The sequence below is a fragment of the Bacillus sp. J14TS2 genome, from assembly GCF_018333015.1.
Taxonomy (GTDB): domain Bacteria; phylum Bacillota; class Bacilli; order Bacillales; family Bacillaceae_C; genus Lederbergia.
Genome location: NZ_BORE01000017.1, coordinates 36,635 through 60,092, shown reverse-complemented (window position 1 = coordinate 60,092; position 23,458 = coordinate 36,635). Strand labels below are relative to the sequence as shown.

General features: G+C 40.8%; 27 protein-coding genes. 5 read left to right on the top strand and 22 right to left on the bottom strand.

Annotated features, from left to right (window positions below; genetic code table 11):
* Nucleotides 1–74 precede the first annotated feature (74 nt).
* Nucleotides 75–827 carry a threonine/serine exporter family protein gene (locus KI375_RS21825; protein ID WP_280528676.1) on the top strand — a complete coding sequence of 251 codons (753 nt, stop codon included), beginning with the start codon at nucleotides 75–77 and terminating at the stop codon, nucleotides 825–827.
* A 138-nt stretch (nucleotides 828–965) separates the two neighbouring features.
* Complete coding sequence (locus tag KI375_RS21820) at nucleotides 966–1,421, top strand: threonine/serine exporter family protein (protein WP_212975512.1); 456 nt, start codon at nucleotides 966–968, stop codon at nucleotides 1,419–1,421.
* Between the two features lie 31 nt (nucleotides 1,422–1,452).
* Here the strand turns inward: KI375_RS21820 and KI375_RS21815 are convergent, their stop codons facing one another.
* From KI375_RS21815 to nadB, 4 genes are all read right to left on the bottom strand, one after another.
* Nucleotides 1,453–1,965, bottom strand: coding sequence for a GrpB family protein (locus KI375_RS21815; protein ID WP_212975511.1), 513 nt, complete (start codon nucleotides 1,963–1,965; stop codon nucleotides 1,453–1,455).
* Nucleotides 1,966–2,026: 61 nt separating this feature from the next.
* A complete protein-coding gene (nadA, locus tag KI375_RS21810; RefSeq protein WP_212975510.1) occupies nucleotides 2,027–3,127 on the bottom strand; it encodes a quinolinate synthase NadA in 1,101 nt (366 codons plus the stop codon).
* A gap of 884 nt (nucleotides 3,128–4,011) precedes the next feature.
* Nucleotides 4,012–4,845: a carboxylating nicotinate-nucleotide diphosphorylase gene (gene nadC, locus KI375_RS21805; protein ID WP_212975509.1), complete on the bottom strand. Its 834-nt coding sequence runs from the start codon at nucleotides 4,843–4,845 to the stop codon at nucleotides 4,012–4,014.
* Entirely contained in the window at nucleotides 4,814–6,394 is a 1,581-nt protein-coding gene (gene nadB / locus KI375_RS21800; protein ID WP_212975508.1) for an L-aspartate oxidase, read from the bottom strand. Before nadB ends, nadC begins: the two co-directional genes overlap by 32 nt.
* Nucleotides 6,395–6,518: 124 nt before the next feature.
* On the opposite strand from nadB, the gene KI375_RS21795 reads away from it, so the two are divergent.
* Nucleotides 6,519–7,658, top strand: a complete 1,140-nt coding sequence (locus KI375_RS21795; RefSeq protein ID WP_212975569.1) for an IscS subfamily cysteine desulfurase — start codon at nucleotides 6,519–6,521, stop codon at nucleotides 7,656–7,658.
* A gap of 192 nt (nucleotides 7,659–7,850) precedes the next feature.
* Here the strand turns inward: KI375_RS21795 and KI375_RS21790 are convergent, their stop codons facing one another.
* The 13 genes from KI375_RS21790 to KI375_RS21730 form a co-directional block, all read right to left on the bottom strand.
* Nucleotides 7,851–8,063, bottom strand: a complete 213-nt coding sequence (locus tag KI375_RS21790) for a hypothetical protein (RefSeq protein WP_212975507.1) — start codon at nucleotides 8,061–8,063, stop codon at nucleotides 7,851–7,853.
* 109 nt (nucleotides 8,064–8,172) lie between these two features.
* On the bottom strand, nucleotides 8,173–8,661 hold the full coding sequence (locus tag KI375_RS21785) for an NUDIX domain-containing protein (RefSeq protein WP_212975506.1): 489 nt from the start codon (nucleotides 8,659–8,661) through the stop codon (nucleotides 8,173–8,175).
* 69 nt (nucleotides 8,662–8,730) lie between these two features.
* Nucleotides 8,731–9,639 carry an aminoglycoside phosphotransferase family protein gene (locus tag KI375_RS21780; RefSeq protein ID WP_212975505.1) on the bottom strand — a complete coding sequence of 303 codons (909 nt, stop codon included), beginning with the start codon at nucleotides 9,637–9,639 and terminating at the stop codon, nucleotides 8,731–8,733.
* 36 nt (nucleotides 9,640–9,675) lie between these two features.
* Nucleotides 9,676–10,191, bottom strand: a complete 516-nt coding sequence (locus KI375_RS21775) for a YcxB family protein (protein WP_212975504.1) — start codon at nucleotides 10,189–10,191, stop codon at nucleotides 9,676–9,678.
* Between the two features lie 215 nt (nucleotides 10,192–10,406).
* On the bottom strand, nucleotides 10,407–11,186 hold the full coding sequence (locus KI375_RS21770) for a class I SAM-dependent methyltransferase (protein ID WP_244852934.1): 780 nt from the start codon (nucleotides 11,184–11,186) through the stop codon (nucleotides 10,407–10,409).
* 58 nt (nucleotides 11,187–11,244) lie between these two features.
* Nucleotides 11,245–12,261: a DUF1835 domain-containing protein gene (locus tag KI375_RS21765; RefSeq protein ID WP_244852931.1), complete on the bottom strand. Its 1,017-nt coding sequence runs from the start codon at nucleotides 12,259–12,261 to the stop codon at nucleotides 11,245–11,247.
* A gap of 45 nt (nucleotides 12,262–12,306) precedes the next feature.
* The gene (locus KI375_RS21760; RefSeq protein ID WP_212975502.1) at nucleotides 12,307–13,035 is read right to left on the bottom strand and encodes a DUF2161 domain-containing phosphodiesterase; all 729 of its coding nucleotides are present in this window, start codon (nucleotides 13,033–13,035) and stop codon (nucleotides 12,307–12,309) included.
* Nucleotides 13,036–13,715: 680 nt separating this feature from the next.
* Nucleotides 13,716–14,495 (bottom strand): ABC transporter permease, encoded by a 780-nt coding sequence (locus KI375_RS21755; RefSeq protein WP_212975501.1) that lies wholly within the window; start codon nucleotides 14,493–14,495, stop codon nucleotides 13,716–13,718.
* Nucleotides 14,492–15,493, bottom strand: coding sequence for an ATP-binding cassette domain-containing protein (locus KI375_RS21750; RefSeq protein ID WP_212975500.1), 1,002 nt, complete (start codon nucleotides 15,491–15,493; stop codon nucleotides 14,492–14,494). Before KI375_RS21750 ends, KI375_RS21755 begins: the two co-directional genes overlap by 4 nt.
* Before the next feature lie 23 nt (nucleotides 15,494–15,516).
* Nucleotides 15,517–16,269, bottom strand: coding sequence for a MerR family transcriptional regulator (locus KI375_RS21745; RefSeq protein WP_212975499.1), 753 nt, complete (start codon nucleotides 16,267–16,269; stop codon nucleotides 15,517–15,519).
* Between the two features lie 475 nt (nucleotides 16,270–16,744).
* Entirely contained in the window at nucleotides 16,745–17,284 is a 540-nt protein-coding gene (locus tag KI375_RS21740) for a ribonuclease FAU-1 family protein (protein WP_244852946.1), read from the bottom strand.
* A 91-nt stretch (nucleotides 17,285–17,375) separates the two neighbouring features.
* Nucleotides 17,376–17,933 carry an HAD family hydrolase gene (locus KI375_RS21735; protein ID WP_244852929.1) on the bottom strand — a complete coding sequence of 186 codons (558 nt, stop codon included), beginning with the start codon at nucleotides 17,931–17,933 and terminating at the stop codon, nucleotides 17,376–17,378.
* On the bottom strand, nucleotides 17,920–18,804 hold the full coding sequence (locus tag KI375_RS21730) for a serine/threonine-protein kinase (protein ID WP_212975497.1): 885 nt from the start codon (nucleotides 18,802–18,804) through the stop codon (nucleotides 17,920–17,922). The genes KI375_RS21735 and KI375_RS21730 overlap by 14 nt, the downstream gene beginning before the upstream one ends.
* A gap of 286 nt (nucleotides 18,805–19,090) precedes the next feature.
* On the opposite strand from KI375_RS21730, the gene KI375_RS21725 reads away from it, so the two are divergent.
* On the top strand, nucleotides 19,091–19,738 hold the full coding sequence (locus tag KI375_RS21725) for a FusB/FusC family EF-G-binding protein (RefSeq protein WP_244852926.1): 648 nt from the start codon (nucleotides 19,091–19,093) through the stop codon (nucleotides 19,736–19,738).
* 272 nt (nucleotides 19,739–20,010) lie between these two features.
* Nucleotides 20,011–20,487: a DinB family protein gene (locus KI375_RS21720; protein WP_212975496.1), complete on the top strand. Its 477-nt coding sequence runs from the start codon at nucleotides 20,011–20,013 to the stop codon at nucleotides 20,485–20,487.
* 115 nt (nucleotides 20,488–20,602) lie between these two features.
* Here KI375_RS21720 and clpP read toward each other — a convergent pair whose 3' ends face one another.
* The 5 genes from clpP to KI375_RS21695 all read right to left on the bottom strand — a co-directional run bounded on the left by clpP (nucleotide 20,603) and on the right by KI375_RS21695 (nucleotide 23,361).
* The gene (clpP, locus tag KI375_RS21715; RefSeq protein ID WP_212975495.1) at nucleotides 20,603–21,178 is read right to left on the bottom strand and encodes an ATP-dependent Clp endopeptidase proteolytic subunit ClpP; all 576 of its coding nucleotides are present in this window, start codon (nucleotides 21,176–21,178) and stop codon (nucleotides 20,603–20,605) included.
* 29 nt (nucleotides 21,179–21,207) lie between these two features.
* Nucleotides 21,208–21,921 (bottom strand): sigma-70 family RNA polymerase sigma factor, encoded by a 714-nt coding sequence (locus KI375_RS21710; RefSeq protein WP_212975494.1) that lies wholly within the window; start codon nucleotides 21,919–21,921, stop codon nucleotides 21,208–21,210.
* 87 nt (nucleotides 21,922–22,008) lie between these two features.
* Nucleotides 22,009–22,176 carry a hypothetical protein gene (locus KI375_RS21705; RefSeq protein ID WP_212975493.1) on the bottom strand — a complete coding sequence of 56 codons (168 nt, stop codon included), beginning with the start codon at nucleotides 22,174–22,176 and terminating at the stop codon, nucleotides 22,009–22,011.
* A 32-nt stretch (nucleotides 22,177–22,208) separates the two neighbouring features.
* Entirely contained in the window at nucleotides 22,209–22,604 is a 396-nt protein-coding gene (locus tag KI375_RS21700; protein WP_212975492.1) for an NUDIX hydrolase, read from the bottom strand.
* A gap of 28 nt (nucleotides 22,605–22,632) precedes the next feature.
* Nucleotides 22,633–23,361, bottom strand: coding sequence for a Fic family protein (locus tag KI375_RS21695; RefSeq protein ID WP_212975491.1), 729 nt, complete (start codon nucleotides 23,359–23,361; stop codon nucleotides 22,633–22,635).
* Nucleotides 23,362–23,458: the final 97 nt, after the last annotated feature.

Here is a 23,458-nt window from a genome sequence, read left to right as displayed (position 1 = left end):
GAATAACTTTGGGGGAGCATTAGGGGGACTTAGTTTATCCCAATTTTCACCTCAATGAAAGCGACGTGAAGGCTTTGAAGCCAGCAGAAGAAAAAAAACTAGTAGAAACCTGTCTTTTAGCAGGGAAAATATTAATGCAAAGTGGTGCTGAGACTTATCGAGTGGAAGATACGATGATGCGAATAGCAGCAGCATATGGATTCTCAGAAAGTCAAAGCTTTGTGACTCCAACCGGCATTATTTTTTCACTCGAAGGCTCTGATTCCTCCCAATTTGTTCGCATTAGCCAGCGGGGAACGGACCTTGAAAAGATTGCGCGCGTCAATCATCTTTCCAGGAAGATGGCAGGAGGCGAGCTAAGCTACGAAGAGGCTTTTCAAGCCCTTAAAAAATTAGCGAAAGAAAATCTCTCTTTTCCCATTTGGGTGCAAATCTTAGCCGCTACCATTTCAACTGGGAGTTTTTTGATTATGTTTAAAGGGGTATGGGCTGATTATCTCCCCGCCATGCTTGTCGGCGGGTTAGGCTTTACTGCAATGCTCCTCATTCACAATCAAACAAAGGTGAAATTCTTTGCTGAATTTATGGCAGCATTTGTCATTGCCTTGGTATCACTTTTATTTGTTAGGTTTGGCATCGGTCAACAACTGGATCTGATCGTGATCGCTTCTGTTATGCCGCTTGTCCCTGGCTTATTGATTACCAATGCCATCCGTGATTTGATGGCTGGTCACTTTGTCTCAGGATTATCGAAAGGAGCAGAAGCCTTTTTAACCGCTCTCGCAATTGGGGCTGGGGTTGCTGTTGCCTATTCCATATGGCTATGAAAGAGAGAGCTTCCCTTTATCCGGAATTAAATTAAACAGAGACTTATACGGGATTAAAATGTTCTTTATGCGATTAAACAGTGCTTATAAGGAATTAATGTGACCCACTACGGGTTTAAAAGGAAAGGAGAATTACCAATGTCCTATTACCTCGCACAAATTACGTTAAGTTTAATAGCTTCGATTGGTTTTGGGATTATTTTTAACGCTCCCCGAAAAGCTTTGCTTCATTGTGGACTTGTCGGCATGGGTGGATGGATGATGTATCTTGTAATGACAGATGCTGGAATTGATATTGTCCAAGCCGCTTTTTGTGGAGCCTTTGTCGTCGGCTTGATTGGTCATATACTAGCCAAATATTATAAAACTCCGATTATTACGTTTATCGTTGCAGGGATTATTCCACTAGTACCAGGGGGCACTGCTTATAACGCTATGCGTCACGTTGTGAGTAATGAGTATGCTGAGGCGATTCCCCTTGCCACCAAGGCCTTTATCGTAGCAAGTGCGATTGCGATGGGACTTGTCTTTGCAGAAGTATTGGTGCAGTTTTATTTAAAAATGATGAAAAATCGAAAACTAAAAAATAGCTAATGGGAGAGGGCATGCCGCTCCCCCTCACATATTAGCCTCTCGTTTGAAACCATTCTAGTGCTCGTTGTTCCAACTCCTGAACGAAATCCCTTTTTGCCTTACTGTAAAAACGAGTATCATCAAAACGCTGTGCGAGCTCTGCTTTTTTTAGTGAATAGCGTTCTGCCTCCTCGGGATGGGTTCTTAAATAATCCCTTACAATTAAGTGCCGGGAAATCTCCGGATGGTCAAACTGGTACACATGAATATGATGGGTCCGGTTCTCTCCACCTTTCCGAAATAATCTTCTCCCCTTGATTCCCCATTCGCCGGCAATATCATAGCCAAGCGATCGCATTTGTTCATTCCATAAATCTATTTTCTCTATATCTTTCACGAGACACATCATATCAATCACAGGCTTTGCCTTCATGCCTGGGACTGATGTACTGCCAAAATGCTCAAACCTGACAATTTCTCCTCCAAAAATTCTTGTTAAAAGGCAAGTCTCATCCTTATACATTTGGACCCAACTTTTATTGTATTCACTTAATCTAATTTTCAACCCATTCCTCCTTTCTCTTGATAATGTATAATTCAAGGAGAGAATCTCTTCTCCCTCTCTTCTATGATAACGCCAACATCCTTTCCAATGCCAGCATGGCAAAGGAAGATGTTTTTTCATCAACTTGAATGATGTTTCGATCTTCTCCTTGTTCAATTGAATCCAAGCACCAAGCAAGATGGGGCAAATCAATGCGATTCATCGTAAGACATGGACACATATGTGGATTCAGTGAAATAATGTGCTTATCAGGATGCTGCTGGATGATCCGTTTGACCAGATTCATCTCAGTACCAATGGCCCAAGCTGAACCAGGCTCTGAGTTTTCAATTGCTTGGATAATATAATTCGTCGAACCGGCTAGATCTGCAAGGGCAACGACTTCACGGCTACACTCAGGATGGACAATAACCTTCATATCGGGATGCTCCTCGCGCACCTGCTTCACATTAGCTACGGTAAAATTCTCATGCACCGAGCAATGTCCTTTCCAGAGAATGACCTTCACCTTCTCAAATGGTCCATCAAAGACCAATTCGTTCTGGATTGGATCCCAGACTGCCATTTCTTCCAAGCTAACACCTAAGTTATAAGCAGTATTCCGTCCCAAATGCTGGTCAGGTAAAAAGAGAATTCGTTCCTTTTGTTGAAAGGCCCATTGCACCATACTTTCAGCATTAGAAGAAGTAACGGTTGCCCCTCCATGCTCTCCAACGAATGCTTTAATAGCTGCCGTCGAATTTACATAAGTCAAAGGGAGAATAGTGTCGCCAAATTGAGCTTGGAGCTTCTCCCATGCCCGTTCTGTTTGATGAATATCCGCCATATCTGCCATCGAACATCCTGCCCGCATGTCTGGTAAAAAGACCTTTTGATGTTCTGTCGTCAGAATATCCGCAGTTTCAGCCATAAAGTGCACACCACAAAAGGCGATATACTCTGCTTCACGGTTTTCCTGAGATAACTGCGCGAGCTTTAGAGAATCTCCTGTAGCATCCGCAAATTGAAATACCTCATCTTTTTGATAGTGGTGGCAAGGAATAAATAACTTTTTTCCTAATTTCTCTTTCACCCTGCGCACTTTCTCCTCCAAATTCTCCGTGGACATCTTTCGATACTCCTCTGGCAATGCATTTGTTTGTAAAGTTTCTAATAGATTCATACCATTTCCTCCTGTTCGTGATAAAATCTCGCTATTCTTTTTATTTAGGGATCGTACCCGGCACAGCCACGGCGTCCGCCGTTACGCTTTTTGCTCCGCTCCTTCATTTCGGGCACAGCCACGGCGTCCGCCGTTACGCTTTTTGCTCCGCTCCTTCATTTCGGGCACGGCCATGGCTCTCGCCGTTACGCTTTTTACCCCGCTCCTTCATTTCGGGCACGGCCTTGGCTCTCGCCGTTACGCTTTTTGCTCCGCTCCTTCATTTCGGGCACGGCCATGGCATCCGCCGTTACGCTTTTTGCCTTTCTCCTCGATTTCGGGCACGGCCATGGCTTTCGCCGTTACGCTTTTTGCTCTGATCCTCGATTTCGGGCACGGCCACGGCATCCGCCGTTACGCTTTTTGCTCCGCTCCTTCATTTCGGGCACGGCCATGGCTCTCGCCGTTACGTTTTTTGCCCGGCTCCTTCATTTCGGGCACGGCCATGGCGTTCGCCCTTACGCTTTTTGCTCTGATCCTTCATTTCGGGCACAGCCATGGCTCTCGCCGTTACGCTTTTTGCTCCGCTCCTTCATTTCGGGCACGGCCTTGGCTCTCGCCGTTACGATTTTTGCTCTGCTCCTCGATTTCGGGCACGGCCATGACTCTCGCCGTTACGATTTTTACCCTGTTCCTTCATTTCCGGCACGGCCATGACTCTCGCCGTTACGATTTTTGCTCTGATCCTTCATTTCGGGCACAGCCATGGCTCTCGCCGTTACACTTTTTGCTCCGCTCCTTCATTTCGGGCACGGCGAACACCGACCCCCCTACACTTTTCCACTCTGCTCAACTTTCAGCACATATGATGAGCATCTTTGCGCACCTATCTTTAAAGTTTCGTCTTATGCAAACTCAACTTTTGCACTAATGTCTAGTGCTGAGACAGAGTGAGTAAGAAAGCCTAATGAGATGTAATCGACCCCTGTCTCGCCATAGGAGGCAAGATCTTCTAGTGTGATCCCACCAGATGCTTCGGTTACAATACCTTCTGGCACTTCTTTTATCCATGTCTTGATCTCATCGGGGGTGCGGTTATCAAACATAATGACATCGGCCTGTGCTTCAATTGCCTCTTGCATTTGCGCTTTTGACTCAATTTCTACCTCGATTTTTACCATGTGGCCAACATTTTTCCGAGCCGCTGCTACGGCCCCTGCAATCGAACCAGCAAACGCGATGTGGTTATCCTTCAACATGACTGCATCATACAGTCCAAATCGGTGATTCACGCCGCCCCCACATCGAACCGCATATTTTTCCAGCATCCGCAAACCTGGTGTCGTCTTTCTTGTATCACATATTTTCGTATGATCACTATTTAACAAAGTTACAGTCTCATGTGTTTTTGTCGCAATGCCGCTCATTCTCTGTACTAAATTTAGAACAACTCTTTCCGCTTGTAAAAGATCATTGACTGTTCCGCTAATTTCCGCAAGCAGTTGCCCTTTTTCAATCCATTCCCCATCACGAACCTTCATCTTGATATCCAACTGCTCCACAAGCAAAGAAAATCCCGTTCTCACCACTTCTTCTCCGCAAAAAATTCCCTCGGCTTTTGCAAGCAGAGATAGCTGCCCCATTTGTTCTCTGCTAAAAATGCTGCTGGATACATCTCTATCCCCGATATCTTCTAAAAAAAATTGTTTAAGTTGCTGCTGTAATTTGATCTTGTTCATACCCTATTCCTTCTTTCGCCTTCCAATTTTGAATCAATCGTTTTCGTCTCCAGTTGTGATCATCTTCACATGGAAAATCCATTCGGTAATGACCACCACGGCTCTCCGTTCTATGAAGTGCTGCCTTTGTCACCAGAGAAGCTGTCATGACCATAAAATAACGAGTGAGTTCGTTTTTGTCCATAAGATCGAGATTTCCAGTCCAGGCATGCTCTCCCATAAATGACTCTAACCATTGCAATTGCTTTGTTAATCCTTCCTCTGTTCGCACAATGCCCACATGATCCATCATCCTCTTCTGAATTTCCTCTAGGCTTGGTAACGGCTTCCCGATGTGCTGAGGCTGCTGCCAATAAAAAGCTTCACTCCGAATCCTTTTAGAAAAGGACTGACTGTTCAACCACTGAGCAAGATTTTCTCCCATAAACAGACCTTCCAGTAAGGAATTGCTAGCCAATCGATTGGCTCCATGAACGCCAGTACACGCGGCCTCTCCCAATGCATATAGCCCTTGAAGACTGCTTTTTCCTGTAAGATCCGTTTGAATCCCTCCCATTAAAAAATGACTTCCAGGAACAACTGGGATTCGCTTTTCCTCTAAATCCAGGCCATTTGCTTGGCAAAGACGTGAAATCGTCGGAAATCGCCTAGAGAAATCTTTAACTTGTGAGATATCTAAATAAATATCCTCTCCTTGTGAAAGATGTTCATAAATAGTTTGTGAAACAATATGTCTCGGTGCTAAATCTGCCAGTGGATGAACACTGCTCATAATTTCCTTTCCAGTCTCTGTCACCAGCCGTCCTCCCTCACCTCGAACGGCTTCTGATACAAGTCCTTTCGTCTTTCCATTTATATAAAGAAGAGTAGGATGAAATTGAATAAATTCCATATCCGAAATATTTGCGCCAGCAAGATACGCAAGCGCGATCCCATCACCGGTCACAGTTTCCGCATTAGAGCTATAGCGATACATTCGGCCACAGCCGCCCGTCGCGATTACAATATGATCGGCTAAAAAAATATTATTCTCATGATTTTCGTCTTTTGCCTTCACACCAACACAAGTATCCTTTTCCACTAAAAGCTCATATACAAAATGATTTTCCAGCACCTTAACATGATTCGGTATGCGGGGAAGCAAATAATCCATGATCGTTTTTCCAGTTGCATCACCACCACCATGAATAACTCTTTTTTCACTATGGGCACCTTCCATGCCGAGAAGAAGTTTGCCTCGTTCATCTTTATCCAAAGGACATCCTTGCTGTGTTAAAGATTGTATAAGGGATGGAGCCCTATCAGTTAAAGCTTCAACAGCTTTTGGATCATTATGAAATCGCCCTGCCTCAAGCGTGTCATAGTAATGCTTTTCCGAACGATCCTGATCCCCTATAGCTGCTGCAATCCCGCCCTGAGCCAGATAGGAGTTAGATTCTTGGATATGTGACTTTGTGATAATCATCACATTGATATCATGACGAAGCTTGCAGGCTAATTGGAGTGCCGCAATCCCACTTCCTATGATTAATACATCTGTCTGATTCATGAGCCCCTCCTTTACATTTTTACTCACAAATATTTTATATGTGTCTTGACACATATATTTACATATAATTAAACTTATGACAAGAGTTTTTTTAAAATAATACTAGATAAGGAGAGAAAACATCATAAAATATTTTGATTATGCGGCCACTTGTCCTCTTGATCAAGAGGCTGCTCAATTATATATTCAATCGGCAACCGAATTCTTTGGAAATACGAGTAGTCTTCATGATACCGGAAATCAAGCACAACAGCTTTTGGAAACGTGTCGAAAAGAACTTGCACAAATGCTTGGTGTCCAAACAGATGGAATATATTTTACCAGTGGAGGATCAGAAGGGAACTTTTTAGCGATTCAGGCCTTGCTATCATCTCCTTTTAAAAAAGGGAAGCATATCATTACAAGTACAGCGGAGCATGCTTCCATCCACAGCGCACTGGAAAAATGCAAGCAGGAGGGGTTCGAGATAACTGCCCTCCCTTATGATCCAGATGGACATATTGAGGTAGAGCAACTAAAAGCTGCCATTCGTGAGGAGACTGTCTTGATCGCCATTCAGCATGGGAATTCAGAAATTGGTACAGTCCAGCCAATTGTAGAAATAAGTAAACTATGTCGGGAGAGGGATATTCTCCTGCATAGTGATTGTGTGCAAACCTTTGGCAAGCTAGACATGCAAGAACTTGCTCAATCTGTTGATAGCTTGGCGATCTCAGGACATAAATTTTATGGACCAAAGGGAGTTGGGGCTGTATATCTAAATCCACGCCTGCATTGGGAGGCTTTTTATCCAAACACGTCCCATGAAAACGGCTTTCGCCCCGGAACTGTCAATGTGCCGGGGATCGCGGCGATGACCTTGGCTGCGCAACAATCACTTGCTAGCCTTGCAGAACAGCAGGAACATTTTATAAAACTTCGCGATATATTCTTAAACACCATCAAAGACAAAGAAGCGCAGATTAAAGTGTATCCCTCCGACCTCCCTTCGATTGTCGGTCTAAGAATCAAGGGAATGGAAGGACAACTTGTAATGCTGGAATGTAATCGCAATGGATACGCCATTTCAACTGGAAGCGCCTGTCAGGTCGGTAGTCAAGCTCCCGCTAAAACGATGACAGCTTTAGGTGTAACAGGCAAACAAGCAAAGGAGTTTATTCGAATCTCTTTTGGAAAGAATACAAAGCCTGAAGATGTGCGGACATTAGGGAAAACACTAATCAAAATCTTACATGCCTATGAAAAACAAAGCGAGAGGAATTAACAACAAAAGCACAAGCACCTGTTCGTCGGTTCTGTATATGAATTCGTCGTTATCGCTTTCAGGCTGTTGCTAATAAACTCGGCTATGCTTGAAACGCAAAGGGCATAGGCACCAATTGCTAGTACCATAAAATAAAGCGTGGATAAAGTTAGTAAACTTTATCCACGCTTTGATAGCTTAAATTTCAGATTTTCACGGCGATTTCTTCGTTTTTTCTCCAACCTGCGGATTTTCGAGGTTTCCTTTTAAATTGGCTCGATAGTTCCAATAATTAATCCCCAATCCAGCCACCATTCCAATAATAATCACCGCATACCCGGTATTAGTCCTTGTCGTTAATCCATACCATAAAACAGCAATATATAAAAACACAACCAAAATTCGGATGATAAAATACTTTTTCATGGATTCGAATGTCCCCTCTCGTAATCTATTCTTATTATAACAAAAAGGGACCTTAATGGGGACTCGATATCCTTTATGTTGGAGCAGGGGCTATAGTAAATAGAACGAATTACCCTATTTTGCGAATACTTTCCTTTATCGGCGAGCTCTCAAAATCCTTTAAGTGAATCGATATTTCAAAAGTACCTTTTTCAAAAAAATAGGGTAATCTTCTCCGAAACCAAGATTGCATTGGCAAGTCTGCAATTTCTTCTTTGGAAACCCATTTTAGTTCTCCTTCAGGCGGGTTCTCCAACAACTCCCCTGTAAACTCTGTTGCTACATAGTTGAACACAATATAACGATAATGATCATCTACTAATATATATTCATCCACGCCTTTATAGATAAGATCTTCGGGATTGACGAATAATCCCGTTTCTTCCCTTAATTCCCTCACTGCACCCTCGGCAAAGCTCTCGGTTAATTCAATTTTCCCTCCAGGTCCTAAATACCCTGGAAATCCCAATTTACTTGGACGGTTGACGAGTAAAATTTTATTCAGCGTCTGGTCATGGACGATCACCATTGATAAGAGTGTCGCTGCAATCTTTTGCATATTATGAACCCCATTTTTGCATCTATTATATCAAAGATTTACAGTCTACCAACCATTAATCCCTTATTTTTATTCGGTATTTTTGATTAACCTCTCAAGCCGTTTACGTAAAGTATTCAAGCTGTCTAATTCCCTTACTGGACAGATATTTTGTTCAATCACATCTCCACCGAAATCATGAATCAAGAGACCATTAAAACAAATTTCCGTTATTTCTTCGCTCGAATCATGGCCAAAATAGCCTTGTATATAGGCCTGATCAAATTGAAATAGCTCACAGACAACCAAGGCCTGTTCATAGACAAGAGGAGCCCGTACAGCATCAGCAAAATCAATGATATGTATGGTATGATCATCAGCCATCAAGAGATTGTCCCTGTTTAAGTCTCCGTGAACAAACACGTTTTCACCAAAGTCATGGGATTCGATATAATCCAGTCGCTCTTTTTTAAAATTCTCAGGGTATTTTTTCCATCGCTTTTGCCTTTCTCTATCATGGATCACGTCCACCTCGTTAAAAGGAACACATGGAGTATTCATCGCATCTGTGATGTTACGCAAGTGCTGCCCAATAGCCAATTTGTCTGCAACTGTTAAAGAATGATGCAGCTTATTCAATTCTGTCCCCTGGATAAAGTCCATAATCAAATAGGAAAAGTGGTATTTATCTTCTACAGCCCCACTTGCAACTAGTTTTGGTACAGACACACCAAGTCGTGTCGCTCTATGCATCGCAAATGATTCTGTTGTGAAATCTGTCGTACTATCAATCCCAGATTCCACTGGCGCAAATATTTTGATCACGTAATCGCCCACTTTAAAAACAGCATTTGTCCCAGGTGTACAATGCTCTATTTTCGAAAAGGTAAGCTTTTCTTTTGCAAAGATAGATTGGATTAGCGGTTCAAAGGATGGAATGGATTGAAATAATCGCCCCCATGATTCCCAACCGTTGATGACAGCCGTAAATTGATTCATCTATATTCTCCTCCGTGTTCTTTAGGCACCACAGTCCTATGCATCTTTAATCTTTGACTGAATAAACGCCTTCGTCTCTTCCACATTATGTAAATCCTTTTTTGGCAGGATATACGCGCTGACGGAGCTATTATACAGATAAATCGCCTGCTCATCCTCTTTCAAACTTTGAATACCCGACCAAGTGACCTTCGTTTCCTTGTTAGGAGTGGTATCAACGATCCCCTCTTCTGACAAAGTCATTCGATGTTCCCCTAATAACCCTTCATTTTTTCCTTCTCTGATCAGTTTCTTTGTATTCCGGATGACAAAGCGATAAAAATATTTTGGATAGAAAATCACCCACAATATACTTATCAATAGAAAAGGAATAAATAGCCAGAAGAGAGACATATCTGTCGTTTTTGAAAAAAAGTAAGAGCAAACAATAAAGAGGACTGGAATCAAAAATCGTTGGATATTTAAGGCTCTCTTTACGGAATTGGAATTTTTAACATGAAACAAATTAAACCTCAGGTACTCTTCTTCTGTTAAGTTATATGTTATCTCCATTTGGACTCCCCTTTATTTTACAGAAATAGCCAACTAATTAACTGGTAAACGGAAGATACAAAAAATCCAAGTCCATAGAGGATTATTAGGAACCTAAACAACCATGGCAATCTCCGTTCTAGAGTTGCTACAAAGCCTACTAACAAGAGTGCACTACCTATTACAAAACAAAATATGATTTCAAAAATCTTGATCACGCCTTTATTGACTTGTGTTCAAACTACCGCTCTCACAATATAATACACTTGAGTGACTGCTAGCCCCTTCTCGGTTGCCTCTTTCTCAAATATCTTAGTAATCTGCTCCAGGCTTGCAGCTTTTACTTGTTCCAATACTTCCGGCTTTTGACCAAAACATCGCCGCTCAATGATATCCAGAGGGGTATGGAGATATTCAGTACTTTTGACAATTTCAATCTCCGAATTCATAAAATGGTTTTCTATCGTTTGTTGAATAATTTCCAGGACAGGTGTCCCTGTCGCTACTGGAAACAAGTTGGGAAATAATTGCGGAAGCTCCTTCTGTGATCCATCACTGGGATGTAAGGCAAGCACCTCTCCTCCCTTTTTGATCACTTGTGGCAAGTAGGGATAAGCCGATGTTGGGCCTTTGCGAATATACGCACAATCAAAGGTATCAGCAGCAAAAGGCAAACCTTGCTTCGTATTTCCTACCACAAAAGAAACATTAGGTTGTCTATTTTCTCTCCCCATTTTGATAAATCCATCTGTTGCATCAAGGCCAGTCACCTCTTTTGCTAGTGGAGCATACTTATTTGCAAGCCCTCCATGTCCGCAACCCACATCAAGTACCTGCTTATTGCGAACCATTTGAGCCACTTCACGATCAAAAACAGACTCACCATTCGGTTCTGTATGAGTGGATTCCCAAGAGTATTGATATTCCCCCTGTTGCCTACTAAGCTGTTTATACCATTCTAGTGAATGTGGAGATAGCCATCCAGGTATATGAGATGGGTCGATAAATGTTGTCATCATAGTCCTCCCTTTATTCTTACGCGAGGTAAAAGCCTAAAAGTACCCATTGGAACAGTCAGCCTCTTATCTTCACACTATAATAGCGCATTGCCTTGGGAATTCCCTTTATTTCAAAAAAACCTTGATAGATTAAACTACGCACTCTATATTCCAAAAAGGAATCGCCTACCATACCGTCGATCTGACCAAGTACTTCTCCAATCAGTCGACCTGCTTGAATAAAAGCCCTCCCCTTTTGCTTATGTAAATTTTGAGCAGCGGTTATAAGCAACTCATCAAAATAATCTTCCCCTACTTCTTTGATGATATGATTCTCCCAAATCCGCACTACGCCCTTCGTATTCGATAAAGTGATCCATTCCTTTTCAAATCGTGATCTTTCTTCAGCAGTTAAAGATTCTGATAATTCCTTTTGATAGAGATCATTTAACTTCTCTGGAGAAAGCTCTCCTGTATGAAAATAAAAATACTGGATTTCATTTGTATTATACAACTTCTGGTAGGCAAGGGTTGTATTGATTAGAAAAATATCATTTGGTTTCTCCTTCAACAAATATAAAAGATAGCGTATCCCTGTTTGTTCACCTGCGTTTTCACCGGTCCAGAGTACAATCGGAACATGATCTGGAATCGCTTCTATTTCTGCAAGCGCTTTTGTAAATCTTTTTTGATACTCCTTCTCAATAAAATCATCCTCAACATTCAAATGATCTCGAAGCCACTCGTAGCGATGCCTACGTCCTAATTCTTCATGGAGCTTCCAAATGGGACCAGCAGCAAAGAAGTCAGGAAAACCGATCACTTTATTCTCGTTCTTTAAACCGACTTTAAGCGAACCTGCCGCTGACTCTCCACAAACAATATGTACCATATTATATTCCCTCTCATCGCCCCTCCGCTGTTCAACAAGCTTGATAAATTGATTCCACGAAGTTAACAAATTATCGATCGTCTGCCTTTCAAGTTTATTCGATTCTTGTATATCTTTTAGACGAATCATCATATGTAATAAAAAGCCTTTTGCCTCACTTTCTGATAATTGATTAACCGAATTTCGTAGGTTTTCATTCATAGCTATCCTCCATTACTCGATTATTTCTCTTTCATAAGCAAATCATTAATCAGACGAATTCCCTACTAATTCTAAATAATAACGAACAAGTTCTGGGTATTCATGTATCTCTTTTTTTCCTAGTTCGCTTATGCCGTAAGTTCCTCTGCGAATTCTATTAAACCAACCATAATAGTTTTTATTGAGTATGGATAAGGTCTTCTCTCCTGTCCCCAATTGACGAAGGGCTTTAGGCGATAACGGGCCAAAATGTTCAAGGCAACAAGCGATGTGGATACAGTTTTCTTTGTATGCCGTCATAATCTTTGTATTATGACTCCCACCTATATTATGATCCCCATGCCTTCCCTTAAGTTCATTTAGAAGCTGGCTTCTTTTGTTCCTGCTCCTGTCCATGCTCTTTTTTCGATCAAAAGAGGATGGGGAGATTTTTATGTCAACCTGGTCCTGTTCAATTGAAACGATGATTAGACCTAGCTCAAGTCTCCTTATCAAGTAACATATGTTTTTCCATTTCTTCGAGAATAGGCTGTATTTGGGTTTTGGAATAGCGATATAAACGAGGTCAGATAAGCGTTGTCTTATGGTAGCTTGTATAAGGAGTTCCACACTTAAATGAAGCTTTAGCTCAACAATAATAAGCTCATTCTCTTTTACAGCAATTAAGTCACAATGGTTAACTTCTCCATAAACCTCATAATCACGTTGGATAAAATAGTTTTGAATCGGTTCATATAAATGAGTTTCGTATAATTTTCCTGGTTTATGTTTCATTTTTTTAATACTCTCCTAAAAAAACTAAGGATAAGTGTATTAGCTATGCACATTGTCACCCATTAAGTAAGGATTGACTGTTTACATTCCTTCTGGCTAATATTTTCCCCTTTTTATTGAGTTCATTCTCAGTTCTTTCCCATTTGTATGATTTAAATGTTATTAAAATCTCCATAAATTCAAACATCACCTCTATTTACTTCTACAAATAAAGGAATATCCCTTTATTTCCTACGGTCCCCTTTTAAAATAGATGTTTACATATCTATTTTAAAAGGGGACCGTTTGCAGTATAATCTCCTATTATTTATGCTATTAGAAACCCCTTTAGAGAAATTACTCCAAAGGGGTAAAAAGGGGCCACTTTTATAAACGAATATCTTTGTTTTAAACCGTACGACTTTACTTTAAACTTAGACTAATCTATCTTGTAGTTTCGCAACATCGCTTCTTATGCAGCCTCAATGTCCCAAACAACCTCAAACATGGTTCTATAAATTAGCGGTAGACAATATTGCGGTCGGGAGCGAATCCAGCTAGCTCGAATGTCCCCACACTAAGCCTTAGGCAACAGAAAAGGTTATCTTAACAGATTTAAAACGGTTAAACCTTTTTAAACCTTTCCAGAAGAACGATAAGGGGATTCCGAAAACCCAAAAGATAAATTGAATTTGCATAATTTATACTGATCTTTGATAAGCTCGAAATGCCCGGGTGGATAACAGCACACATACAATCGCAAAAACGAGGACAAAGCTCCCGTTCAGCAGTACGACTTCCCAATCGGCGTTGGTACGAAACGCATTTCGTCCAGTTAGTACAGCCCAATTAACCGGATTGAAATAGCCAACGACTTTCATCCATGCAGGAGCAAGATCCTGGGGCATAAGAGCCGACGAAAGAAACATTAAAGGCAATGTGATAAATTGCATCATACTCACCATTGATTCAATTCTCCGTGTGATTAACGCAAAGCCAATGGAAAGGGCACCTACGGCGACACCCAACAAAACAGCACCTGCAATGACAATGAAAACACCATATATCGGACCAGAGAATTTGGCACCGATCATAACTGAAAGCACAATAAGAATCAATGACTGGACCACAAAAAGTACGGCCTGTTGAATCAATTTGCCCAGAATAAATGTGACACGCTCAACCGGCGAGATCAGAAAACGATCAATGACGCCGTTATTCAAATCTATCACTGTTCCCATTCCGGTAAAAACTCCGACAAACAAAGCATTCATTACAATAATGCCAGGAAGAAGAAAGGAAATATAAGAATCAGTTTCGAATCCGGGAATGTCGACAACCTTTCTAAATAAGCCGCTAAAGAGTAACAGCCAAACGATAGGCTGAATCATTGACATCACAATCATGATCGGTCTGCGAAGCATCGGTTTCATATGACGCCAGGTCATGTACCAGGTATGTTGAAGGAAAGCCATCATCATACCACTCCCTCCCGAGTTTCTTTAAGTGATTGTCCGGTGTATCGTAAATAAACGTCGTCAAGTGACGGACGGGCTACTACCGCGGAGGCTACCTTGATCCCTGTGGCTTCCAGTGAGGTCAAAACGGTTGGCAAGGTCGACGAACCGCTCTCCGCCCATATGTGGAGAGATGGTTTTTCCAATAAAACTTCGTGTACGGATGCAACTTTTGCAAGAGCATGGTGAACAGACTCTTCCGAAACAGATTCAAGATCGACCAGCTCAATATGAATGGCATCACCTTTTAATTCTTTTTTCAATCCCTCGGGGGTTCCCTCAGCGATAGTTTTCCCGGAATTAACAATCGCCAGCTGGTCTGCCAGATGATCAGCTTCTTCCAAATAATGTGTGGTAAAAAGAATCGTCATTCCCCGCTCTTTAGACAGACTAGATATAATTTCCCACAAGGAGGTACGTGCCTCGGGATCTAGCCCGATGGTTGGTTCATCAAGAAAAAGGACCTGTGGACGATGAATCAATCCCATGGCGATATCAAGCTTTCGGCGCATTCCGCCAGAATAAGTGATGCTAAGACGATCAGCTGCCTCATCAAGATTAAAATACTTCAGTAACTCGGATACACGTTCTTTCAGGAGACGACCTCGCAAACCATACAATTGCCCTTGCAGAGTAAGATTATCACGACCAGTCGCATCGGGAGAAACACCAGACTGCTGTGAGACACATCCGATTGCCCTGCGAACCGCATTTGAATCACGATTGACATCGATACCTGCCACCTGGGCTTCCCCACTATCTGGATGTGATAATGTAGTCAAGATTTTTACCACAGTTGATTTGCCTGCACCATTCGGGCCAAGCAGTGCAAAAATAGTTCCTGCCTTTACGGAAAAAGATAATCCATTTAGTGCTTGTACGCCTCCACGATATGTTTTTGTTAAATTTTTCGTGTGAATAGCTAAATTAGCATCGGAAGACTTTGAACTAAATTTATCCATTTAAGTATTCCTCCCTGTCCAGATTATTTCTTTGTAGATTCAAATGTCTGGGCTGCAATACATAAATAATAGGAAAGACCTTGTTGTTGACTTTCAAGCATTTTAAGGTGTAAATCATCATTCAAAAAGAATCTTGTTTGCTTTGCAAAGTCTGCAGCCGTTATTTCATGTCCATGATCATTCAAGAAGTCAAGATGATTGTAAATCAACTGTTGTACTTTTTTATCATCAACCCTTAATCCATCCTTCAGTGACTGAGCCATCCCACCCATAAAAAGTTTTGCCTCCAAAGCCGATTCGTTCATAGATTTCACGTCAATTGGGGTTTCTACATGTAAATCGTAGCCGTATTTTTCGTTCAAATACTCATATTGTTCGGACAATGCTTCCTTCCATTCCTCTTCGCTTTCAAATCCTTTAAATAGTGCTGATTTGTTCATAACTTCCCCTTTCCGCGTGTGCTCTATCGATACATCCAATGTCTGAACAAGCTGTTCCAGCCTTTGCTTACGTGCAAAAATCAGCTTTCTCTGCTTAGACAAAATTGACAATCGATCGGGCTTCCCATCAAGAATTTGTTTGATTTTTTCAAGGGAAAAATCCAGTTCACGATAAAACAGAATTTCTTGTAAACGTTCAAGCTCTTTCATTCCATAAAGGCGATAGCCGGCTTCACTTACCTTACATGGCAACAAAATGCCGATCTTGTGATAATAATGCAATGTCTTAATTGTCACGTTCGCCATTTGTGACATTTCCTTTACCGTGTACAGCATTTTAACCACCTCATCAATGACTTTAGAGCCTCCCCCTAGAGGAGAGTCAATAGTTAACTCTAATTTTTTTTCATCATACTCACGTTCCTCTGGCATTCAAAGGTAATATTGTGCAGTAAATAGAATAAGATCAACCAGAAAATACATTTCTGACTGATCTTATAATACGATCTGGCCTGTTTCTGGAAGATCATTATAGCCGTGAATATTAAAAGCATGCCCATTGTATTCGGGCTTAAACACTTTTAAAAAACAAGCAGATACTAGGCAAAATCCCTCCAAAATAGTTTGGTTGCCGCCTTGATTGGTCACCTTCGTGAACAGGATCACCCTTTCAGTTCATCTGCAGACAAGTTGTAGTATCTGGTATCACAACCTAGCTTTCTTTCTAAATCATTGCCAGCCTTCTAGAGCTACTAGGAACTCCTCCGTTTGAGAGCCAAAGCCCATTGATTGGCACCTTGGAATAGGAGGATTATTTATTCTCATTCAATAAAGCAAAAAGCGATTCATGCCTAAATCTCGTTTTTCCCTCTGTTAAAATTGGCAAAAGCAGGTCATCAAGTCCATGTGTTAGTACGTGTAAGGATTGATGAACATACCCATTTTCAAATTCGGCAAGCGCCACAGGCAGCTCTTCCTCATCTAAAACATACCAATCACCATTCGGAAAAACCAAAACATCGATAATCAAATCTTCAAAAGTGATAAGGGAGTCCGTGATAGAGGTGTTTTTCACAATATTAAAATAGGACCCCAAATAATGGCCATTCTTGTCTCGCCAAATGTACAAATTATAAGGACGATCTTGCCAATAATAAGCCAGCGTATAACTCCCTACTGGGATGGTTAAGGTTTCTTGTTCTGTCACCATCGAAAAAGACTTCTGGACCTTATGAAAAAGAACAGCCTGCTTCTTGTCCGCATACAATAAAGAACAAGGATACTCTACAATCGCCGCATCATAGCAAATTTTCCTTTCTATTATACTTGGTGTAATCGTATGTATAAATATTGGAAGTCCCCCTTTAAAACGTGATACTATCACCACTATGTTCTTTTGCGCTTCTACTTTTCTTTATCGTATGATTTTAACAGCGCAGAAACTATCCCGTCCATTCTCCCCGCTCATCGGCAAGCAGCGTGTTCCAACCTAATTCTGCTGCCCCTGTAAAATTTTTCTCCTGATCATCAACAAATAACACAGTTCCATTGTTTTTTAGGTAGGTTTGAGTTTTTTCATATATGACCATTTCTGGTTTACAAACGCCAGCTTCAGCGGAAATCGTTACACTTGTTACATAAGCTTGGAGCGGATTAATAATATGTTCGATCCATTCGAGTCGATGATTGCTTAGCAGATGAATGTTCGCAATCCCACTCCAACCAGGAATCTCTTCCACAGCAGGTAAAGGGGTAATCATCGATAATAATTGCTCTTTAGCCGCTTCCATTTGAAGGTTAGGAACTAGCCTCTGTAATTTTGTCCAAAAAGCTTGTTCCGTGATCTGCCCTGTCCATAATTCTTCACGAACCCCTTTTCTAAATTTGAGCAATTCTTCATACTGCACATCATAAGTGGTAGATAAGTGGTGCCAAAATAAGGGTGAGAAATTAGTAGCCAATACGCCGGCAATATCTAAGACCAAATTAGGTTTTTTCATTATTTTTCTCACTTCCCAAAGCTTCTTCCCATGCTTGGACAAATTCCTTCACACTTGCATAGCGATCATCCCGCTCTTTTTCAACAGCTTTCATGGCTACTTCGTATAATGCCTGAGATGCCTCCCATTTTTGAATTGAGCGATCGAGTTCTCCACCGACTAACGCGAATGCCGTTGCTCCCATTAAAAACACATTTGTTTTTTCATCAATTTCAGCCCCTGCAGTAAATTCCTCGGGAGACATAAATCGAGATGAGCCCCAAAGTCTGCCCATTGTATTGATGTAAGGCTTTTGCTGATACAAATCAATATCACATATTCTCATCCGCTGGTTCGTGAAATCATACAACAGACTGCCATCATAAAAATCAACCGCTACATATTCCTTCTCTTCTACATGGACATGGAAATCAAAAATATCCCGTAATGCCTCAAGTCGATATTCAATGGACAATTGCCGAAAACGGAAAAATGGAGAATCTGGATCTTCATATTTCAGTGGAGGAGGAAATTTCCAATGCGGATGCAATCCTTCTCCCTCAAACCAGTCAAATACGAGCACATACCCATTCTCAAGCTGAAAATGATCGACGAGGTTTACTAAGTGTGAATGTCGTAAATTTTCATAAATGGGAATGGCATCTTTTAACCTTGTGATCGCTTCTTGCGGCTCCCCAGAAAAGTGAATAGGCCTGGCGCCAGCATATTTAATAAAATGTTTTAGTCCATTCTTTTCAACACCAAAGCTCAAGTTACCCGAATCCTGTTCAGCAAAAACAGTGAACACCTCACCTAGAGCTTGGAGCCAAGCAAAGTCATGCGGTTCTTTTAGCGAAAAAGTCACGTGATCTAATGATATAAGACTGCTCATTTCATCCCTCCAATTGTTTATCTTTACTATCCTATATTCGATTCTAAGCTGGAAAAATCCTTTTAACGGGGTTTAAGATCCTTTCATTCTGTTGTATAATACGAACATGTTTACCGGAGGTGATAGACGATGGCGAGTAACCTGCCGCCAGAATTGGTAGCGTCTCATGCAAAGCCTATTATGAAACAGGCGATTCTTTGCATGAGGTGGACAATCAAATAAAAGTCGCCTGACTATAATGGCTTTGCCCCTTATTTCAATCAACTATAATAAGGAGCTGACAAGTATGAAAAGCCATATGAAAATAGAAGCATTTATTCGAAGTGAGCAATATCAGTTTATAAAATTTCAAGTGAAAAACCTTGTGTCTGCACATGCCACTGTGAACGATCCAAATGTCCTCAAGGCGGTAAAATATGGGGCCTTCGATAAAGTGATGGGTTTGTTTCCAGAGATTGAGCAAAAGCAGACGTTTTTCAATAAAATCACGGACATTAAGGAAGAAAAGCAAGCCGAACAATTTTTAACTGAGCTAAAGGAATATGTTATTCCATTCAAGACTATAACGGAAAAAACAGTAAGTAAATTGTTTCCTAAGGCTAAAAAGTTAAAGCTCCCACCCTTGGATGAGGTAGATCCTAGAGAGCTGACCTACTTGGGCTGGTATGATATCCGTTCGGAGAAGAAATTCCTTATTTTCGACTATAAGGGAAAGTTACTGGGCATCCATGGAACCTTTCGCCAGCCAACAAAGGGGATTTGTGCCCTATGTAATGGTCACGAAGAAGTTGGATTATTTATGGCCAACGTCAAAAGTGGCAAAGAAACCTACACAAATCGCGGAAATTATATTTGCACGGATAGTTTAACATGCAACCAGAATTTACGTTCATTAGATAAACTTGAACAATTTATTGAGTTGGTGAAAAAATAAGGGGCTATCCCCAAAGTCGAAAATCTCCAAAAAGGCTCCCTTGCCTCAGGGGTAGCTTCAGCCTCCTCGCTTCGCTGTGGGGTCTTCAGCTGATGCTATTCCCGCAGGCGTGTCGCCGTTTTTGGAGATTTTCTTAGCGTTTGAAAAAGAAGGAGGGATATTTCATTTCTCCCTTCCTTTTTTGTTGCTGAATACTTATTGGACAGCCCCTTTTCTTTATCTTTCTATCAACCAACCGTTGGGGTAAAACAAATTATTGGAGCGTGTTAACAATGCTGCATTTTTTTGAGTATAACTGGCAAGTTAGAGATGAATGGTTTACCTGGTGTAATCAATTATCCGCAGAAGAGTTGTTAAAAGATCGTATAGGTGGGGTTGGCAGTATTTTATATACTCTCTTTCACATTATCGATGTTGAATATAGTTGGATTCGTGGTATTCAAGGTAAGGAAGATATAGTCTTTAATTTTACAGATTATTCTACAATTGAACAGGTTAAAACTCTTTCACATACAACTAGATACGAAATAGTTCAATTTTTAAAGACAAGTTTTGATGTAGTAAAGGATGAATTTATTACAGTTCCTTGGGATAAAAACAAATACACTAAAGATGAAATATTACATCATATAATTGCACATGAAATTCATCATATTGGGCAATTTTCTATTTGGGCACGAGAGCTAGATCTAAGTCCTGTATCTGCTAATTTTATCGGCAGAAAATTAACATCTGTCTATTCTTATTAATGTGGCTGTATTTTCGATTTGAACTCACGGTCCTTAGTTAAAACTTGAAGTTGGTGAAAAAATAACGGTGGGGAATCCCCCTCCGTTATTTTACTTCACACGATTTCTTTTATATTCACCTTAAAATTTCATCAATAATCCCATACTCTTTTGCTTCTTCTGCACTCATAAAATGATCCCGATCTGTATCTCTTTTCACTTTTTCAAATGGTTGCCCGGTTCTTTCTGCAATCATTTTGTTCGTTTGGTCCTTCAGCTTTAAAATTCTTTTTGCAGAGATTTCAATATCGGTTGCTTGCCCTCTTGCTCCTCCTAATGGCTGGTGGATCATGATTTCACTATTTGGAAGTGCAAGTCGTTTGCCTTTAGTACCGGCCAGAAGAAGCAGAGCCCCAAATGATGCCGCCATCCCTGTACAAATCGTCCTCACATCAGGTTGGATATATTCCATCGTATCTAATATCGCAAATCCAGCGCTTGTTGATCCTCCAGGGCTGTTAATATACAGCGAGATATCCTTCTCCCGATTGTCCGCTTCTAGAAATAACAATTGGGCAACAATCGTATTAGCCATGGCATCATTGATTTCTTCACCAATCATAATAATACGATCCTTTAATAACCGAGAGTAGATATCATAAGAACGCTCCCCATGACTGGATTGTTCAATAACATATGGAATTGGATTCATCTATCCCATCCTCCTTTATAATTGATTAGCTACGCAGCCATTGTGAGGGTGCTAGAAGGAGAATGATTTGGATAGGCATATGTTTCCCGTAATCGCATAGAAGGCACGTCTGTCTCCTTTGTCAATATACGAATAGAGGGAATAGCTTGGATTAAGTCTGTTGGATCCTGTGATGTTATCGTTTGCTGGAAGAGCTCATAAAGCCGTTCCCGTTCTTCCTCATCCCAGTATAAGTCATTCGAAAAGTCTTCTTTTTCTTCTTTTTTCTCCATTCTTTTTTTGGCACGATGAATGCTCGCCTTTACAGCTGTTTCAGACGTGTTCAGGAAAGCAGCAATTTCTTTTAATTGAAACTGAAAGCCTTCTTTTAACAGTACTATCACAGCTTGTTTCGGCGTTAATGCACGGATTAGATAATCAATTTCATCCATCACAGAATGAGGACTATTATGATCTGCAATGAAGTCCGTTACAGTATGCGTTGTCTCATGTTTCCTTTTTCGAACGGTGTCAATCCATAGATTATAGGCCATTTTTTTCAATAGGGCAGGAGAGACTTCATCTTTATGAGCATAGTGTTTTAACACTTTCACCATCACTTCTTGTGCGATATCCTCTCCGTCCCATTTGTTTTGTGCCAAATGATGGCAATATGGCAATAATTCTGGATACAAACTTACGATCTTCTGTCCTATTCGGTGATGGGAATATTGCTTGGCTGGATAAGTATGCTTTCTAACCATTTCTTTCACTCCTTTAGCACCTCTCACTTTACTAAACGATTAGAGATACCAAAAAGATACGGGGAAGAAAAAATAATTTTATCAATTCTATTTCTTATGATCTAAATGTTCCACTTCCTGTTCCAGATTTTCTATTCTTTTTTCCAATTTCTCTTCTGGATCCTTCAACCTTCTAAATACAATGGAGCCGAACCCTAAAAAGAATACAACACCGCCCAATATGGCAATAATGAATAATACTAAGAGATCACTCATTTCCTAAAAACCCCCTTCCAATATGAATTCCCTTACATTTCCTCCAGCAACGATTCCAAAGTCTGCAAATCCTCAGGATACATATGTTTAAGTGTTTGAATATCTATCAGAGACTTCCACGCTTTTTCTTCAATAATGTTATCTGGATCCTGAATTCCTTGGCTCTCTCCTATCGCTTGAACAAGAAAATAATGAGTTTTTACTTGAATCTTGTTGATATCCGTATGTTTTATGAATAGAGACTGAAGGATTTTCACTGTATATCCCGTTTCTTCTTTCACTTCTCTTATACAGCACTGCTCCGGTGTCTCTCCCTCTTCTATCCCTCCGGATGGCACTGCCCATAAATCCGTTTCCTTGCCCCTGATCATAAGTACTTGTTGATATTCATTAATACAAATGGCGGCTGATCCGCTCCATTCTTTCATCTCTTTCCCCCCGTTTAAGCGGTGTTGCTCAAGAAAGAACACTCAAATACAAATCCAATGAATTTTCCACTTCCTTTATGACTAGCTGGATAAAATCATCGTCATTACTCGCAGTATGGGCTTTATCTAATGCTTCATAATAAGCTAATCGATTTTCCACTTTGATGACACTGGGTGGAAAACCTGCTTTCATCAATTCTAAATTCAATAATAAGCGGGAAGTACGTCCATTTCCGTCAATGAATGGGTGAATACCAACGACGATCCTATGTAACATGGCCGCTCTTTCAACTGGATGTAAGTCTAATGCCTCTCCTCTTGCCCACTCTACACATTGTTCCATTTGCTCCTTAATTAGGAAGTGATCGGGAGGAACATGGTTGGCTCCAGCAATCAATACCTGTTGGTCACGGTATACACCTGCATAATCGTCATCAATTCCTTTTAAAATAAGACGATGGAGATTTTTTATTTGCCATTCCGACAACGGCTCATCTCTTTGTACAATTTCTTCCACACACTTTACCGCATCTCGGTGGTTGATAACCTCTAAATGCTCCCTCATCGTTTTTCCATCAATCGTGATTCCTTCTAGCACTACCTTTGTCTCGTTGAGTGTTAACGTATTACCCTCTATAGCATTAGTGTTATATGTCCATTCAAGCAGTAGTTTTTCCTGTAAACTCTTTAAAGTATATTTCGGGATTGGAGGTAAACTATCTAACTTTTTCTTTTTCTCGTTTATTTGTCCAAACATCCAGATCCCCCCGTCCCATCATTGTTTTGATAACATTTTACCATACTCCAGTTCTCCAATTTTGAGAAATGAGAAAAAATCCTCCCTACTATGCAAG